The organism is Psychromonas sp. (assembly GCF_047632995.1).
GTDB lineage: Bacteria > Pseudomonadota > Gammaproteobacteria > Enterobacterales > Psychromonadaceae > Psychromonas.
The window spans coordinates 1-15,969 of record NZ_JBLIEK010000044.1; the positions used below are offsets into that span (position 1 = coordinate 1).

The following is a 15,969-nucleotide window of genomic DNA, read 5'->3' on the forward strand; positions in this document are numbered from 1 at the left end:
TTGAGCAGAGTGTAAAGCCATTTATCAATCAACACAGCGCTTATTATACAAAGGCAATACAACCCAGTGAAAAACTAATTTCGTTGCGGGCTAGCTTTTTAGCTTACGGTTTTAAATCCTTAAATTATTATGCACTGGCTTAATAGTTTATTTAAAGCAAAAAAATAGGAGCCATTAGGCTCCTATTTTTTTATAATGACTGCAAATTATTCTTTACTGCCAATCTCTTTAAAAGTACGTTTACAAGCCATTCCATCTTCTTTAAATAGATGACAACGCTCAGCAGGAAATTTGAAGGAAAATTCTTGATCAAGTGCTATTTCTGCAACATCAAAATAGCGGATGATTAGATCACTTTCAATTTCTTTTGCTTCTACATAAATTTGAGTTTCGTGACCGAGCTGCTCTAACACTTGAATTACACCAGTAAAACAATCTTTTTTACTGCCATCACCACATTGAGTTGAACATGTCGTGTCGATATGCTCAGGGCGAACACCAACAGTAACTGCATCTCCAACTTTTAATGTATCATGCTCAACTTGTACTGTTACTGGGGTTTTGTCAACTAATGCAACAATAACGCCTTGGTCAGTTAATTCAAGTACCTTAGCCTTCATGAAGTTCATTTTTGGGGAGCCAATAAAGCCGGCGACAAAAAGGTTGTCAGGGTTGTGATATAACTCAAGCGGTGTACCTACTTGTGCAACTTTGCCGTTTTGCAATACTACGATTCGATCTGCCATCGTCATTGCTTCAACCTGATCGTGCGTGACATAAATCATTGTTGAGTTAAGGCGTTTATGTAGTTTCGTTATCTCAATACGCATCTGTACACGTAATGATGCATCAAGGTTTGAAAGAGGCTCATCAAAGAGCAGTACTTTTGGTCGGTTAACCAAGGTACGGCCAATGGCAACACGCTGTTGTTGACCACCAGATAATTCTTTTGGTTTTTTATGTAATTGCGGTCCCAATTGTAAAATTGATGATGCATAGTCAAGACGTTCTTGGATTTCTGCTTCTGGGGTTTTTTTTAAACGTAAACCAAAAGTCATATTATCTTTTAGGTTTAAATGCGGATAAAGTGCATAAGATTGAAAAACCATACTAATTGATCGTTCTGATGGAGGTGTATCGTTCACTCGTGCGCCATCTATATAGAGATCGCCAGATGTGATATCTTCTAAACCCGCAATCATGCGTAATAACGTTGTTTTACCACAACCTGATGGGCCAACAAATGCAATAAACTCGCCATCAACAACTTCTAGGTCAACATCTTTTTGTACAATAACATCACCAAATGCTTTGGTTATTTTTTTTAATACAACGCCTGCCATTAACTTTACCTTCTTAATTCTTGATGTTTGCCAGATTTCTTGGCCCGTATAAATAAGTGGAGAATTATAGGGATAAGAGAGTAATCTGAATCTGTATTTTGCTTGGGGTATCTTGTGCCAAGGCCCGTGGCGAAACATCCTCCCCCGAGGGGCGTAGACTCAATTTAATGGGGGCTGAGTGAGGGGTTTTGCGAAGCAGATCTCGTTATTGGCTATTAACGTTTCAATTTTCCATTACTGGCTTAATAAGTTCTCTGCGAGCACCTGACTCTATTATATTCATGCCCATAATGCTAAGGCTTTGTTAAAAAAGAATAAAATTTTATTCTGCTTTTTCGATAGGTAACAATCCCATTCGCTAGAGGGGGTAAACCTGTTGTTGCTAGATTTAATCTAAAAAACTGCAAATAGATTAGCGCTGCGTTTAATCTATCAGTGCCACTAACTCTTCACTTAAGAGCAGGGCTTCATTGCGATCTTCTAACCCTAATTTCTGATATACATTGCGTATATGTGATTTTACAGTGGTGGGGGCAACGCCCATCGCTTTTGCTATTTGATGATTGCGGTAACCTGAATGAATAAAACCCAGTACCTGCCATTCTCGTGGCGTAAGTTGAATGTTTTTAACTAGCCTTGGCGTACGTGCATGAGACTGTATTTTCAGAACAGCAGGCCCATCAAAGGGGTTTTTAGGAGGCTCATTGAGACTAATACCTGATAGCGAGAGTAAATATGCCAGCTTTTCCTTTACTGAGTTGATTAATGAGGGATCTTTAGCCAGCTCTTTATAAACGGGTTTTAAATTGACAGATTCTCTGACAAAACATGTGGTTAAGCGGGTAAGTAGTGATGATTCAACGGCCTGAGATAAATGAAGCTTTGCATTACTAAACTGCTTTAGTCGGCTTTCAACACTGGTTAAAAGAATTAAGTTACGGTTGATCTCTATGTGTAACTGGCATTGCTGCGCCTCATCTATGTTCTTTTCTAATAAATCTCTTGCTATTTGCAACTCTCCGAGTTGGATAAAAGCTCGTGCCCTGTTGCGATTATGGCATTGATCAAAATGATTAAAGGCATTTTTGGGGCGTGGTCCGCTACTTAACCAGCGTTCGATAGCCGGAATATCTTTAGTTGCTCGCCAGTATTTTATGCGCGCATAATTAGCGGCTGCAATCCAGTCACTGTGGAAATTTTGGTTGCGCAGTAATCTTTCGATCTCGTCAATTAATAAGCCACCCTGTTTAATATCATTTTTCTCAAGGGCAATTTTTGCCTGCAAGGTATAAGTATATAATCGCCATTGCTCACCGAAGGGAGAAACAACCTTAAGTGCCTGTTCACATAAACGTTCCGCTAGCGCAAAGTCACCTTCTTGATAGGCTTGCTTCGCTTTAAAATGAAGCGGGAATGTGTACAAGGGTAGTTTTTGTAGATGATATTTGTTAATCAAACTGATTGCAGCATCTATATGCTTTTCTGCTTCTACATGATTACTTTGAGCATGTAATATTTCGCCCTGCTGATACAATGCCCAAATTACATTTTGGTGCATGTGTTTCTGGTCTGCTAGTTTTTTTACTTCCTGGAAATATTGGTAAGCGAGCGGGAGTTTCCCGAGGCAGTGATATGCTTCGCCTATAATTGCCTGTGCGACAATATTGACCCGTGTATTATTGCTCTCTACTGATAATAGTGCTTTTTGAGCACGCTTTAATGCTTCTTCTGTTTTGCCATGGTTGATTGCAATTTGCGCATGAATAACAGAAAATTCACTTTTTTGTTGTTCGGATAAAACAATCTTTTTTTCAGCAAATATTGCTTCTGCTTTTTTGATTAAAGGTACAACCTTGTAGCCTTGATGCCGGCTTTGTAGCATCCATAGTTCCAGTAGCACTAGTTTTGGATGGTCCCAAATTTTTTCCTTGATGATTGAAAAACACTCTTCGAGGCTAGTTAAGTGAGCATCATCAAACAGTTGCCAGCCTGCTTCTTTTAGTAAATCAATCAGTAGATCCTCATCTTGACTTTTTAAAGCGTGTGGCAACGCCTCTTCAATATTTTTTCTCTGTAACCACAGCCGCGCTATTTTCTTCTGATCACACTTAACGTTAGGTGCGTATTTACTTTTGTGTAGTAGGAAAACTTTAAAAAAAGAGTGAAAAGTGAACCAATCTTGTTGATTATTAAGAGCAACAATAAATGCACCTTGCTCCTGTAATAACTCAAGTTGTGTTTGTCCATCGTCAATATCACATAGTTCATTGACAATATCCGCATCAACTTTATTCAGTGGTGCGATAGTTAATAATATCGTTTGTAATTTTTGACTTAATGGTGAAAAAACCTCCTCTTCAAGATAGTCCCACAGATAAGCGTGATTACTTTTGCCTATCTGTTCCGCACACTCGTTAAAACTTTCGCTATCTTTACTTAAAATAGAAACCAGTTGTAACGCAGTGGGCCAACCATCTACATTTTCTCTTAATGTTTGTTGCTTGATAGGATCTCGGAAAAAAGTGCTACATTGAGAGAAAAAATCATCTGTTTCCAAGTCTGTAAAAGCTAAATCGGTTTCATTTATCTCAAAAAGTTGCTGTTTAATGCGTAACCCTGAAATAGGTAAAGGCGGTGTCGTTCTACTTGATATAAGGAGTTGCCACTTAGCAGGCATATGTTTAATAAAAAAGGTTAAGCCTTGATGGATTGCCGGGTTTTTGATGTGGTGGTAATCATCTAAGACAATGCAAATAGGTACATTAAATTCAGCTATCTCGCTAATAAACAGAGTAAATAGGTTGATTAAATCGGGAAATTGGCTCTGCTTTACCGCTTCCAAAGAGGCTGAACAAGAGATCGCATCGATCTGTTTGATGGCATGAATAAAATAATTACAAAACTGGCTGACATTATCGTCAAAACGATTAATCGTAAACCATGCTAAATTCTTTCTGTTTCTTGCCCAGTCTGCAATGGCGGTACTTTTGCCATATCCGGCAGGCGCACAAATTAATCCTAATCTACAGTCTGTAAAATCGCTTAATAAACGTTCGCGAATAATGCCGTTTTTAAGTGGTGCTGGCACCGATAATTTTGATTTGATAATCATACTAAACCTTAAATAAAAGAAGTAGCCAATACCATTTGCATTCTAGCTGGATACTTGTTTCTTACTTTACCTTGCTCTGCCATACCTATATTAATGTCACTGCTTCAGATAAACTCCGCCCCTCGCGGCAGCGAGGGGGTAAATGTGATTTTTTTATCTTAACTATATGAATTTAAATGTTATTAATCTGTGTGCAGGGGATTCTAACGTTTAATCGAGTAATAATATAGGTGCTAAACGCAAATAAGCTACGCCTGTTAACGTTGCGGGGGTAAATGTCCGCCCCTGTATAAGTACAAAATGCAATAAAAAGAGCTGTATTGCAACTTAAACCGTGCGCTTTTATCAGTAAATTAGTGCGGTAGGTAACATTCTTGGCAATAAATGATGCTCGTCAGGGGGGGCGTAGTAAAAAGGAGGGTGACGATCATTGGTGGACATATTATTGTTTTCCCTGTTTTTAAGGTTAATAAATAAACCACTTGAAAAACGAAGTTAGAAGTTAAACAAAACTAAACACTACTATGAAGTCGTAAAGTTGAACAAAACTAAAAACTACTATTTATTTTAAAGGAATATTTATGAAAAAAGTATTAGGTACATTAGCTGTTTCAGTACTAGTTGCATTAGGCAGCGTAAACATTGCTCATGCGAAAATGGACGAAGGCCAAATCACTATCTGGATTAATGGTGATAAAGGTTATGACGGTTTAGCCGAAGTTGGCAAAAAGTTTGAAGCAGATACTGGTGTAAAAGTGACTGTTGCTCATCCGGATAAACTTGAAGAAAAATACGGACAAGTTGCAGCAACTGGCGCAGGTCCTGATATCGTTTTTTGGGCGCATGACCGTTTTGGCGGCTGGGCTAAAGCTGGCTTATTAACTGAAATCAAACCAAGTAAAGCACTTAAAGCTAAAATGGCTGATTTCACTTGGGATGCGGTTACTTACAAGGGTAAATACATTGGTTACCCAATCGCTGTTGAAGCTCTTTCTCTAATCTATAACAAAGATTTACTGCCTACTCCACCAAAATCATGGGAAGAAATTAGCGCGATTGATGCAAAAATGAAGAAAGAGGGTAAATCTGCAATTATGTGGAACTTGAAAGAACCGTTCTTCACATGGCCTCTTCTTGCTGCTGATGGCGGTTACGCATTTAAATTTGAAAACGGCGCTTACGACGTAAAAGATACTGGCGTAAATAACGCGGGTTCAAAAGGGGCGTTACAGTTCCTTCTTGATATGATTGAACGTAAAGAAATCAGTGCGGATGTTGATTACTCAGTTGCTGAGTCAGCATTTAATACGGGTAAAACCGCAATGACTATTAATGGTCCTTGGTCTTGGGGCAACATCGATAAAAGTGGTATCAATTACGGTGTTACGGTATTACCAACATTTAAAGGTAAATCAGCTAAACCTTTCGTTGGTGTATTAACTGCTGGTGTTAATATTTCAAGTCCGAACCAAGCTCTTGCAAAAGAGTTTATTGAAAACTACCTACTAACTGATGCTGGTTTAGAGATGGTAAACAACGACAAACCACTTGGAGCTGTTGCATTAAACTCTTTCCAAGCTAAGTTAGACTCTGATTCGCGTATCGCTGCAACAATGCAGAATGCACAAACGGGTGAACTAATGCCGAACATTCCTGAAATGTCTAAGTTCTGGTACGCTGAAGGCGCTGCAATTAACAATGCAGTACAAGGTCGTCAAACAGTAATTGAAGCGTTAGATGCTGCCGCTGCACGTATTGTTAAATAATAAAAAGTAAGTAAAAAGGGGCTCTTGGGATAATACAACTTAAGAGCCTTTATTGATCTAGTTTTATCTCTGAGGAAATTATGGAACGATCTATTAAATCGAAAAATGCACACTTTTCTAGTGCGGCTTGGATAAAGTGGGGTTTGTTAACACTTATTTCATTAGTAGCGGGTTATGCAGTTGTTTTAATGTATGCAAATGATGAACCTGTGTTTGCGCTGGTAACCTTGGTTTTGGTCTCCTCGGGCGTGGTCATTTTTGGGCGCAAAGATACTTATTCTCATCGGTATATTTACCCTGGCATTGCAGCCATATTTTTGTTCATTATTTTCCCACTTATGTACACTATTGGTATCGCTTTTACTAATTACAGCGGTGCAAATCAATTAACATTTGAACGTGTTCAATCTCAGTTCCTAGAGCAGATGTATGAGGAACCCGGAACCGCTTACGCGTTTGAAGTTTACCATTTAGATAATCAAAGAATTCAACTTCATCTCAGTAAGGGCGACGAAGAATTCGTTTCCGAACCGATAACATTAGGGCAAACGAATAAGAAGATTGCACTAACGCCATTAACAACGGAAAAGCAAGGTAAAGTGGCTCAAATCCGCTACCTTGTTGACAATCGCGATGCGTTAAGTGAATTATCACTTTATACTGAATCTGGTCAGATGTTAACTATGGGGGGGTTACGTAAATTCTCAGAAACTGTACCTCGCTATAAATTACAAGATACGCAAGGCACTTTACTCAATCGTCTTGATGGAACGATATTAAAACCAAATCTTGAAGTTGGTAATTACCAAGCCGTTGACGAAAATGGCGATTTTATTGGCAAAATAATATCACCGGGATTTGTGGTTAATACTGGCTGGACAAACTTCGCGCGTATATTTTTGGATGAAGGTATTAGAGGCCCATTTTTACAAATTTTCATCTGGACGGTTGTTTTCTCAGTCGGTTCAGTCGGATTTACACTCGTAGTTGGTTTGGTTTTGGCAACGGTTGTTCAGTGGGAGGAGTTAAGAGGTAAAGTGGTTTATCGTATGTTACTTATTTTACCTTACGCCGTGCCTGCCTTTATTTCTATTTTGATATTTAAAGGTTTGTTTAATCAGAGCTTCGGTGAAATTAATGAATTATTATATGCGATCTTTAATGTCAAGCTGATGTGGTTTACTGAACCATTCTTAGCGAAATCGATGATTTTAATCGTTAATACCTGGCTTGGTTATCCTTATATAATGATTTTATGTATGGGTTTATTAAAGTCAATTCCAAGCGATCTCTATGAAGCATCGGCAATTGATGGTGCAGGTCCTCTTGATAACTTCTTCAAGATTACCTTTCCATTAATCATTAAACCATTAGCACCGCTATTGATTGCGAGCTTCGCATTTAACTTTAATAACTTTGTATTGATTCAGTTATTAACGAACGGTACACCAGATATTATTGGTTCATCAACGCCAGCAGGGCATACCGATCTATTGGTTAGTTATACTTACCGTATCGCTTTTGAAGGCGGTGGTGGTCAAGACTTTGGCTTGGCAAGTGCAATCGCAACATTAATATTCTTGATGGTTGGTGTACTAGCGTTTATTAACCTACGTGTTTCAAAAAGACAACAAGCTTAAGGGATTATGTTATGCCGATTGTAAAATCTAAAAATCAAAAAAAACGGGTGTGGTTTGCCCATATCTTTTTATTAACTTTCTGCGCAATAATATTGTTTCCATTATTGATGGTTATTGCAATCTCGTTCCGCGAGGGTAACTTTGCCGCAGGTTCATTAATTCCAGATCACCCTACGCTGGAGCATTGGAAACTGGCTCTAGGGATGGCGGTTAATAATGCGGACGGTTCGGTTACATCTCCGCCATTTCCAGTGCTTTCTTGGCTCTGGAACTCAGTAAAAGTGGCCGGTATTACCTCTATTCTGGTAGTGGCACTATCAACGACTTCTGCTTATGCTTTTGCACGTATGAGATTCGCAGGTAAAAAAGTTATATTAGAGGGAATGTTGATTTTCCAAATGTTCCCAGCAGTACTGGCGCTGGTTGCCTTGTACGCTCTATTTGACAAGGTGGGTCAATACATTCCATTCCTTGGCTTAAATACGCATGGCGGCTTAATCTTTGCATATTTAGGGGGTATTGCGCTGCATGTTTGGACAATCAAAGGTTATTTTGAAACCATTGATATATCACTAGAAGAGGCTGCATCATTAGACGGTGCAACGCCTTGGCAAGCATTTAGATTGGTTCTTTTACCGCTATCTGTGCCAATTTTGGCTGTGGTATTTATCCTCTCATTCGTAGCGGCGGTGACTGAAGTGCCGGTGGCATCTCTTTTACTAGTGGATGTACCTGTTGCTAAATATACCCTGGCGGTCGGCATGCAGCAGTACCTGCAACCGCAAAATTACCTGTGGGGCGATTTTGCGGCAGCAGCTGTACTATCTGCACTGCCAATCACTATTGTGTTTATGCTTGCACAAAAATGGTTAGTAGGCGGTTTAACAGCGGGCGGTAACAAAGGCTAAGTTAACGCGCTCATCACGTTATAAAAAACAGCTCCTTCGGGGGCTGTTTTTGTATGTCGAGAAAATTATTTAAGTACGTCTAAAGGTGAAACATATTGTAAATTATGAGCTTCAGCTATCTCTTTTAAGACCACTTTCCCTGCACCGATATTTAACCCATTGCGTAAATGTTTATCTTCTAGTAACGCCGCTTTATAACCCAAATCTGCAAGTTTAGTAATATAAGGTAAGGTGACATTGTTAAGTGCTTGGGTCGCGGTGCGGGCAACAGTGCCAGGCATGTTGGCGACACAATAGTGGACAATACCGTCGACAAGGTAGGTTGGATTTTGATGTGTTGTTGCAACCGATGTTGCAAAGCAGCCTCCCTGGTCAATCGCCACATCAACGATAGCGGCTCCTTTCTTCATTGTTTTAAGCATATTTGTGCTGACTAATTTAGGTGTGGTGGCACCCGGTATCAAGACAGCACCAATCACCAAATCGGCATTTTGCAGGTGCTCTTTAATCGCTTCTTGAGTAGCAAAAACTGTACTTATCTTACCAAAAAACTGTTTATCTAAGCGGTTTAACGCAGCGATGCTTTTATCTATAATAATAACGTTTGCGCCAACTCCTATCGCTATCTGTGCTGCATTGCTGCCTACTATCCCGGCTCCTAAAATGACCACCTTTGCAGGGCAGACGCCCGGCAGGCCACTTAGCAGAACGCCTGCCCCACCCTGTGAATTTTGCAGCGCCAATGCACCGACCTGAATTGACATTCGTCCGGCAATTTCGGACATTGGCATGAGTATAGGCAGTCGACCTAGATCATCGCTCACTGTTTCATAAGCGATACATATAGCACCGCTAGCCATCAGTGCTTGAGTCTGTTTTAAATCAGGGGCGAGGTGCAGAAAGGTAAATATGATTTGCTCCGGGCGTAACATAGCGCATTCATTGGGTTGTGGCTCTTTAATTTTGATAATCATCTGCGCTTGCGCGAACACCTCGCTTGCTGTTGGTAAAATTTCGGCCCCCGCTTTGATATAATCTTGATCGTAAAATCCGGCCCCGCAGCCGGCACCTGTTTCAATAAAGAGGTGATTTCCCTTAGCGGTTAACTCCGCCACACTAGAAGGAATTAGACCAACACGATATTCATTAATTTTTATCTCTTTGGGAACACCTATTTTCATATAAACTCCGATCTGTTATCTGATTAAAGCTATTCATTGAGTTTACTCAAAGCATAGGAGTCAGTTAAATAAGAGTCAAAAAGTGGCGCTCTGAAACACCTGTTTAGCACAATCTGCCGATCTGCCTAGGTCGCAGAAATAACGCGCCTGCGAGCGGGATATTTCCCCGTAAATGGGTGGGTTAGTGTCTTACCCAACGCCTTAGTAAAGGCTATTTCCTTTAAAACCCTACAGTGCACCTGTTTGGTGCAAACGTCACCGTGTGAGCACCATAGTTGCATCTGAAATTGCTTTTTAACATTGTGTTTGCATTTTTTTATCTTTTAAAACAGCTAGTTGTATTTTTGGCATGTGCTGTGCAATGTGCTATTGGTCGCGTTAATTAATGCGCTTATTAATAATTAAGGAAGTTAACATGAGCATGAAATTAAAATTAGTTACCACGGCAGTTGTTGCTGCTATCGCGTTTACCTCAACTGCAACTTCAGCCGCTGGTTTAGAAGGGGTTTCTTCAAATGTGGGTGTCACGTCTGATTACTTGTGGCGCGGCGTTAGTCAAACTGATGGCAAACCAGCTGTATCTGGTGGTTTAGATTACGAAGCTAGTAACGGTTTATATATTGGCAGTTGGGTTTCTAACGTTGATTTTGGTGATGATAGCAGCTATGAACTCGATGGTTACTTGGGTTTTTCTGGAGAAGTAAGCTCCGTAAGTTATGATGCTGGCTACATCTATTATGCTTACCCAAATGGTGAAGATTTAGACTTTGGTGAACTGTACGCTAGTGCATCATTAAGCTATTTTACTTTAGGATTAGCTTTGTTAGCGCATGCTGATGGTGCTGATTTTGCTGACAACAACTACTACTATGCAGGAGCCGCTTTCCCTGTGGCAGATGAGCTGGAAATAGGCGCACATGTGGGGACTTATGTTTTTGATGCGGGTGAAGATTACATTGATTACAATATTTATGCAGATTATAAAGGTGTGAATTTTATGTTATCAAAAACAGATCTTGATAATGATGATATGAAAGCAGTTATCTCTTACGCTTGGAGCTTCTAAGCAGTAGTTAACATTAATAAAATATTTTTAGGCCACTGACTCTGCAGTGGCCTTTTTGGCGCTTAAAATAACCTGTTGTATGGGGTAGAGAGACTTTTCCAACGCTGCCATAAGCTTCCTAGAAACGCCCGTCAATGCTAAGCTCTGCATATATTCCTCCAATCAGAGCGGCCCATGAATTCAAAAAACAAACTCAACGCACCGATCGCTTCAAAAAAGCAGCATATTCATGAAATTCATGGTCATCAACGGTGCGATGATTACTTCTGGTTACGTGATGATAAGCGTGAAACGGCAGAAATTTTAGATTATCTCAAGCAGGAAAATACCTTTACCGAGCAAGAGATGGCGCCATTGGCTCAGCTGCAGAGTGAGCTGTATAACGAGATGGTTGCGCGGCAAGAGCCTGAGCTTGAATCTGTACCTTATTTTAAAAAAGGATTTTGGTACATTTCTCGTTTTGATGAAGGCAAAGAGTTTTCCATTTATAGTCGTCGTAAAGGGACAATGGATGCGCCGGAAGATATTCTTTTAGATTGCAATGAGCGTGCAAAAAATCATCATTATTACCAGTTGGGGGATTTAGCCTTATCAACTGATTCTATGTTGATGGCTTTTTCAGAAGATATTGTCAGCCGACGTCAATATACCTTACGTTTTAAAGATTTATCTACAGGTGTTCTGCTTGGCGACGTTATTGAAGATGTATCGGCTGTGGTGTGGGCTAACGACAATAAAACGATTTTCTATGTTAAACAAGACCCTGAAACTCTATTGCCATACCAGGTTTATCGCCATACTTTAGGCGATGATGTCGAAAATGATCTGTTGGTTTATGAAGAGTTCGACGATACTTTTTATGTCAATATTTACAAAACACGCTCTGAACAATATCTGGTTATTTGCATTGACAGTAGCGTCACTTCGGAATGTTTAGTGCTGGATGCCGCCGCTCCCGAAGGCCAGTTCACCTCATTTTTAGCGCGCAGTCGCAATCATGAATACAGCATAGATCATTTCCAAGATCGCTTTTATATCCGGACCAATAATAGCGGTAAAAACTTTGCATTACAAACCTCTGACTCATTACACAATGAAAATATGGACGCGTGGAAAACCATTATCGCTACGCGTGACGATACCTTGCTTGAAGGTTATGAGTTGATGCGTGACTGGCTCATTGTGGAAGAGCGTCGCGATGGGCTACCTATATTGCGCAAAATTAATCAGTACACGGGCGAATCTAACACCTTAAGTTTTAACGATCCGGTATATGACGTGTTTAGCCATTACAACCCCGATCCAGACAGCTCAATATTTCGTTATCAGTACACTTCGTTTACGACGCCTGCAACGGTTTATGAGCTAGATCTTAATAGCAATGAAACCAAACTGTTAAAACAGAGCAAGGTGATGGGAGAGTTTGTCAGCGATGATTACCAAAGCGAACGCGTCTGGATAAAAGCACGTGATGGCATAAAAGTACCCGTTTCATTGGTTTATCGAAAAGATCTCTTTAACCACCATAATCCAATCTTGATTTATGCCTATGGCTCTTATGGGATTAGTTTAGATATAGGTTTTAGCTCCTCCAATTTAAGTCTTTTAGATCGTGGTTTTGTTTATGCGCTGGCACATATCCGTGGTGGCGAAGATTTAGGGCGCAGTTGGTACGAGGAGGGTAAGTTACTGAAAAAGCAAAATACCTTTAATGATTTTATAGATGTCAGTAAATCACTGGTTAAATTAGGTTATGGCGCCAAGGATAAGGTCTTTGCAATGGGGGGCAGCGCTGGAGGGTTGCTTATGGGCACTGTTGTCAATCAAGCCCCTGAACTTTATAAAGGCGTCGTGGCTGCTGTGCCGTTTGTCGATATAGTTTCAACTATGTTAGATGATTCCATTCCGCTAACCACTGGTGAATACGATGAGTGGGGGAATCCAAATGAAAAGCATTTTTATCACTATATGCTCTCCTACAGCCCTTATGATCAGGTCACTGCGCAGGATTATCCGAATATGTTAGTGACCACTGGCTTACATGACTCGCAGGTTCAATATTGGGAGCCTGCCAAGTGGGTTGCAAAATTACGGGAACTGAAAACGGACCATAATCAACTGCTTCTACATACCGATATGGAATCGGGGCATGGTGGGAAATCAGGGCGTTTTAAACACTTTGAAGATACAGCTAGAGAGTTTGCCTTTTTGATAAATCTTGCTAAATAGACTGTTAACCAGCTGACTTGAGCCAAAGTGGTCGTGCAATCACTTTGGCTTAAGCTGCTTATTAGTTTATCTCTTTTACTTTACGGATATCTATTCACGCATCTCTTGCTCTAACTGTGCGGCAATTACTTCACCAAGTAGGTTATCTTTGGCGATGATCTTTTTCAGTGGCTCTATATCCAGCCAGATTAACTCGACGGGGGTCAGTGCCTTGGCGCTGTTTTTAAAACGGCCGGTTAAAAACGCGTTAAGGGCGATGATTGTACCTGTCTCGACAACATATTCCCGTGCAACACAAATCAGTCCAACTTTACCGTGAATAACCACCGCAATTGATGAGGAATGGCCTTTTTGACGATAGATCAGTTCACCATCGCTATAAATTTCCCGTTTCGCCAATTTGCCTAACAGAGACAGCGTTTTCTTTTTAATACCTTTCGCCCAAGGCATTGCTGCCAATTGTGTACTGATCTCTTGGGCGCTGACGTAATGGGGCATAGGTTTCAGATTGGCGAGTTTTAGTTCTATGCTCTTGTTCAGTTTACTGGCTTCGCTTTCATCGAGTACGCCTTCCGTGATTAAGTCCTGCAGATAAACACGTTCTAAGTGAAGCATTAAGCGGTGCGCGCTATGGGTTTCTAAGCTGTATGAAAGTTCCGGGAAATTATCACGGAGCTGCTGAATATGGGTACGGGTTTGATTTTTATTGTGCTTAATAGCCGCGAGTGCCGTCTCAGTATCCTGTTTCGAGGGGGATAATGAGTTAACAAACTTTTCAATCTCCTCCTGTGCTTGAATAAAACCACGGGCAGTATCGTAACTCAGTGCTAAACGTTCAAAAGACAAGTGCACAATAATACGATTTAAATAGGGGATATGATTAAACCAGCGCATGTAACGGGGCGTTTTCCATAATTCAAATAGAGTGTTGCGTGGCGATAGCTGCGGTTCGCCATCTAACGCGGTCTCTACCGCTTTAACCAGTTGATTGGTGGCAGCCCCAGTTAATGCACCTTGGTTGAATTGTGACCAGTAAAATTGCCGTTCGGTTTCTAATAAACGGCGGCGAAAGGCAATACATAAATCTTTGTTTTTTTCCTCTTCGGGGAGCTTGATCTCTTTTAACGGTTTAATTAAAAGTGGCCAGTTAGCGCGCTGTAGAAACTCATTTTTCTGCAGAGTAGGCAGCTCATTTAGGAGGCGTTGTTTGATGCTGAATTGGGCTTTAGCCAGACTGGCTTGCTTGCCTGCGGGTAATTTATCTAGCCCTAAATAGCGCAATAGTAAGGTCATCGTACTGGAGTTAATAACGATCGTTAAGACCACAATACCGGCGCTTAAAAAGAGTATTTGATCACCTGTTTCTTTAGGTAGGATAGTATCTTGGGCAATGATTAATGCCAATGCCAAGGAGACCGCGCCGCGTAGTCCCCCCCAAACTAAGACGACTGCTTTTTGTTTATTAAGCCCCCCGAGCCGCTTTAGTAGCGGCAGAAAGGAAAATATGGAGATACTGCGGATCACTTGAATGCCGATATATAATTCACCTAAGGTAATCCACCATTCAAGGACATCTAAACGAATACGTGAGGCGATAATAATACCCACCAAAATAAAAATAATCGTATTGGCAATGTGCGCCATCATCTGCCAAAAATGGTGTAAAAACTCTGCAACTTCGGGGGAGATCCGGGTGCGGCCAATACCTGAAAGTAACAGGCCTAATGTCACTACGGCAACCACACCCGACACATGGAAAATATTTTCCGCAACAAAATAAGCAATATAAGCGGCGGAGATGGTCAGGGTGATTTCGATAATCGGCTGATTAAATAAACGGCCAATCCATAATAAAATGATCGCGCCGATAGTTAATCCGACGAGCATACCGAATAACACCACAGATAAAAAACTACCCGAAATTACAAACAGATTTATATTAATATCCGCCGCTTCACCGACACTTAATAAGCCATAAAATAGTGTAAATAAAACGATTGCGGTGCCGTCATTTAAGAGCGATTCGCCCTCAATTAATGTTTCTAACCGTTTGCGTGAGCTGATCTCTTTTAATAAAGAGACAACGGCAACGGGATCTGTGGCACTAATTAAGGCGCCAAATAAAAAGCAGACGGTCCATGACCATTGCCAAGGAAACAGATAATAGCTTAAGGCAGCTGTTAAAGCCGTAGAGAGCAGCAACCCGGGGACGGCGAGGGTGGCTATCTGGTTGAACATGCGGGTAAACAGGTGCGTTTCCATGGTAAAGGCGGATTCAAAAATAAGGGTTGGTAAAAACAGCAATAAAATAAGATGCGGATCGATATCTGCTAAGGCTTCCAGCAGCAAACTCAGCTCGGGTAAGTTTGTATTAATGTGCGTTGTGCGGCCATATAATCCTATGATTAATCCGGCCAGCAGTAACACCACACTATAAGGCGAGCGGAATATTTTGGGCAGAGATTTGACTAAGGCGCCAAGTAAGAGAGAGAGCACTACAAACATCAGAATTAAAACGCTGCTGTTTAAATGCATAATTACTCCTTATTGCGCTTATAGCCTCTTGCTATCTATTTCAGTTTAGCTCAAAGAGCGATAGCCGTTATCATTGAAGATGCAAAAATCAGCAAGTCGTGGGGTGAACAGGTTCAAAGCGTGAAGGTAAATATCTAACGGGTATATACCCGTTACCATTCAAGATGCAAAAATCAGCAAGTCGTGAGG

9 protein-coding genes are annotated in these 15,969 nt (G+C 40.8%); 5 read left to right on the plus strand and 4 right to left on the minus strand.

Features of this window, described 5'->3' with window-relative positions; genetic code table 11:
- Nucleotides 1-206: 206 nt before the first annotated feature.
- The gene (gene ugpC / locus ACJAT7_RS09525; protein ID WP_415226569.1) at nucleotides 207-1,343 is read right to left on the minus strand and encodes a sn-glycerol-3-phosphate ABC transporter ATP-binding protein UgpC; all 1,137 of its coding nucleotides are present in this window, start codon (nucleotides 1,341-1,343) and stop codon (nucleotides 207-209) included.
- A 424-nt stretch (nucleotides 1,344-1,767) separates the two neighbouring features.
- Entirely contained in the window at nucleotides 1,768-4,455 is a 2,688-nt protein-coding gene (gene malT, locus ACJAT7_RS09530; RefSeq protein WP_415226570.1) for an HTH-type transcriptional regulator MalT, read from the minus strand.
- A gap of 581 nt (nucleotides 4,456-5,036) precedes the next feature.
- Here malT and malE point away from each other — a divergent pair.
- The 3 genes from malE (at nucleotide 5,037) to malG (ending at nucleotide 8,769) form a co-directional block, all read left to right on the plus strand.
- The gene (malE, locus tag ACJAT7_RS09535) at nucleotides 5,037-6,221 is read left to right on the plus strand and encodes a maltose/maltodextrin ABC transporter substrate-binding protein MalE (protein ID WP_415226571.1); all 1,185 of its coding nucleotides are present in this window, start codon (nucleotides 5,037-5,039) and stop codon (nucleotides 6,219-6,221) included.
- A gap of 80 nt (nucleotides 6,222-6,301) precedes the next feature.
- Nucleotides 6,302-7,861 (plus strand): maltose ABC transporter permease MalF, encoded by a 1,560-nt coding sequence (gene malF / locus ACJAT7_RS09540; RefSeq protein ID WP_415226572.1) that lies wholly within the window; start codon nucleotides 6,302-6,304, stop codon nucleotides 7,859-7,861.
- Nucleotides 7,862-7,872: 11 nt separating this feature from the next.
- Nucleotides 7,873-8,769 (plus strand): maltose ABC transporter permease MalG, encoded by an 897-nt coding sequence (gene malG / locus ACJAT7_RS09545; protein WP_415226573.1) that lies wholly within the window; start codon nucleotides 7,873-7,875, stop codon nucleotides 8,767-8,769.
- Nucleotides 8,770-8,834: 65 nt separating this feature from the next.
- On the opposite strand, the gene ald is transcribed toward malG, so the two are convergent.
- A complete protein-coding gene (gene ald, locus ACJAT7_RS09550) occupies nucleotides 8,835-9,950 on the minus strand; it encodes an alanine dehydrogenase (protein WP_415226574.1) in 1,116 nt (371 codons plus the stop codon).
- A 415-nt stretch (nucleotides 9,951-10,365) separates the two neighbouring features.
- On the opposite strand from ald, the gene ACJAT7_RS09555 reads away from it, so the two are divergent.
- Together ACJAT7_RS09555 and ACJAT7_RS09560 are read left to right on the plus strand one after the other, a co-directional pair.
- Entirely contained in the window at nucleotides 10,366-11,016 is a 651-nt protein-coding gene (locus ACJAT7_RS09555; RefSeq protein WP_415226575.1) for a TorF family putative porin, read from the plus strand.
- Between the two features lie 174 nt (nucleotides 11,017-11,190).
- The gene (locus ACJAT7_RS09560) at nucleotides 11,191-13,245 is read left to right on the plus strand and encodes a S9 family peptidase (protein WP_415226576.1); all 2,055 of its coding nucleotides are present in this window, start codon (nucleotides 11,191-11,193) and stop codon (nucleotides 13,243-13,245) included.
- 90 nt (nucleotides 13,246-13,335) lie between these two features.
- On the opposite strand, the gene ACJAT7_RS09565 is transcribed toward ACJAT7_RS09560, so the two are convergent.
- The gene (locus ACJAT7_RS09565) at nucleotides 13,336-15,780 is read right to left on the minus strand and encodes a cation:proton antiporter (protein WP_415226577.1); all 2,445 of its coding nucleotides are present in this window, start codon (nucleotides 15,778-15,780) and stop codon (nucleotides 13,336-13,338) included.
- Nucleotides 15,781-15,969 lie beyond the last annotated feature (189 nt).